This is a genomic window from Cryobacterium sp. RTC2.1 (assembly GCF_035018685.1).
GTDB lineage: Bacteria > Actinomycetota > Actinomycetes > Actinomycetales > Microbacteriaceae > Cryobacterium > Cryobacterium glucosi.
Map to the genome: position 1 here is coordinate 1 of NZ_JASJXJ010000255.1, position 2,509 is coordinate 2,509.

Annotated in this window: 2 protein-coding genes; one reads left to right on the forward strand and one right to left on the reverse strand. The window is 70.9% G+C overall.

The genetic code is table 11. The features are described from left to right. Nucleotides 1-35 precede the first annotated feature (35 nt). Nucleotides 36-917: a sulfurtransferase gene (locus QN357_RS18555; protein ID WP_416347633.1), complete on the reverse strand. Its 882-nt coding sequence runs from the start codon at nt 915-917 to the stop codon at nt 36-38. Between the two features lie 235 nt (nt 918-1,152). Here QN357_RS18555 and QN357_RS18560 point away from each other — a divergent pair, with 235 nt between their 5' ends. Then, a complete protein-coding gene (locus QN357_RS18560; RefSeq protein ID WP_134560536.1) occupies nt 1,153-2,361 on the forward strand; it encodes an MFS transporter in 1,209 nt (402 codons plus the stop codon). The last annotated feature ends 148 nt before the right edge of the window (nt 2,362-2,509 follow it).

Below are 2,509 nucleotides of genomic sequence, written 5' to 3' on the forward strand. Positions count from 1 at the left end.
GAGCGCACCGGGCCGCCGCGAGCCGGCCTCGCCGCCTACAGCCGGACGCTGGCCCCGGTGAAACCGCCGAACCCGCCGCGCCCGCCGTCCCCGGTTTCCACGGGGCGGTCCGGGAGGTTGGACCACTGCGACCAGGATCCGGGGTAGAGGTAGGGGACGAACCCGGCGATCGTGAGCGCGGCGATCTCGTGGGCGGCCGTGACCCCCGACCCGCAGTAGACCCCGATCGGGCGCATCGGTTTCACGCCGAGGGACTCGAACTGCGCACGCAGCTGGTCGGCGGGCAGGAAGCGTCCGTCGTCGGCGAGGGTGTCCGTCGTCGGGGCGCTCACCGCGCCCGGGATGTGGCCGGCGCGGGGGTCGACCGGCTCCGTCTCGCCCCGGTACCGGGCGCCGGCACGCGCGTCGAGGAGGATGCCGGTGTGCGCGATGGCGGCGGCGGTGTCGGCGTCGATCGTGGCGAGCGAGCCGTAGCTGAGGTGTGCGGTGCCGATCGGCGGGTCGGGCTGCTCCCCGGTGACGAGCGGCAATCCCGCCCTGCGCCAGGCGGCGAGCGCACCGTCGAGCAGGAGCACGTTCCGGTGACCGGCGTGCCGCAACAGCCACCACGCCCGCGCCGCCGACATCAGGCTCAGGTCGTCGTAGACCACGACGGTGTCGTCGTCGTGGATTCCCCAGCGCCGCGCCGCCGCCTGCAGGTCGTCGATCGCAGGCAGCGGGTGCCGCCCGTCTTCAGACGCCCCTGGCCGGGCGAGTTCGGTCTCGAGGTCGACGTAGACCGCGCCCGGCAGGTGTCCGGCGGCGTATTCGTCGCGTCCGCTCGGCCCGAGGAGCGCCCACCGGACGTCGAGCACACGGATGTCGTCACGCGTCTCGAGCAGGCGGGCCAGGTCCTCGGCGGAGATCAAAGTGTTCACGAAACCACGGTACCGGGTGTGCGCGGCGCGGGGACCCGCATCCGCCCATGCCCCGCCCCTTTGATACGGCCCCAGGCACGGCCGTCGACACGATCCTCGGCACGGAATTGCGTTCGGTACACGTTCGTTGCGAAAACGGGCGCGCACGCGACGCAATTCGGCGCGGGGCGGCGACGGATTGCGTGCCGGGGGCCCGACTCGACCCGTACCGGGCCTCGCCCGTAGACTCGAACGAGTGAGCAGCTACTGGACCCTACTGAAGACGCCCGGGGTTGCCCGTCTGATCGCCGCGCAGCTGACCGCCCGCTTTCCGTTCGGGATGCTCTCGCTCGCGTTCCTGATCCACATCGAGCACGTCTACGACTCCTACGGGTCCGCCGGCCTCGTACTCGGTGCGATGAGCATCGGCCAGGCCATCGCCGGCCCGCTCACGAGCCGCCTGATGGGCCGCTGGGGCATGCGCCCGGTCATCATCGCCACGATCGCGATCTGCGCGAGCGCCATCGTCGTGATGGCGTTGTTGATCCTGCCGATCTGGGGCCTGATGGTGATCGGCCTCGTCGCGGGGCTGACGACACCGCCGATCCAGCCGGCCGTGCGCACGATCTACCCGAAGATCGTCAACTCCCGTCAGCTCACCCCGCTGTTCTCGCTCGACGCATCCGCCCAGGAGATCATCTGGGTGCTCGGACCGGTCATCGCCACATTCGTCGCGATCCAGATCAGCTCGGTCGCGGGCATCCTCCTCGCCGCTGCATTCCTGGTCGGCGGCGGCATCTGGTTCGTCGTGCTGCCCGAGGTCGGCCGGGTACGGATCCCGCGCAGCCGCCGCAAGCTCGGCGCCGTGCTCAAGCGCCCTGCCGTGCTCCTCAGCACCGTTGTCGGCTTCATGCTCGTCGCGGCCTGCTCGGCCGTCGAGGCCGGCGTCGTCGCGGCATTCGGTCACGGCAGCTCGGACTCCGGCTGGGTGCTCGGCATCTTCGCGATCGGCTCGCTCGTCGGTGGCCTCGCGCTCGGTCACGCGCCGATCGGCCCGTGGGCCCTCGCCGGGCGGATGCTGATCGTCACGATCGGCCTCTCCCTCGCGACTCTCGGCCTCAGCTTCTGGTGGCTCGCCGCAACGCTGCTCCTCGCGGGTATCGGCATCGCGCCGGCCTTCGCTGTGCTGTTCGGGATCGTCTCCGCGAGCGTCAAGTTCAGCGACACCGCCGAGGCGTACGGCTGGGTCGGCACCGGCCAGCTGATGGGAGCGGCGCTCGGGTCCGCGACGGCCGGCTTCATGATCGACCATAACGGCGCCGGGTCCGCGATCCTCGTCGCCGCCGGTTTCGCCGCGCTCGGGACCCTGATCCCCGCGCTCGGTCGCCGCTGGCACCCGGACCTGCGCGGCCGCGACGCCGGCCCTATCCCCGACACCGCCCCCATCCAGATCCAGGTCTCCTAACCCCACCGCCCCGGCCGCGCCTCGCCCGCTTACAGTCCGCGAGAGTACACTTTTGGCCCTCAAACCAGTGGTTTAGGGGCTGTGAAGTCTCGTTCTCAATCTGACAGTTCTGTCTCATGACCTTGCTGACAGTTCTGTCTCGGGACCT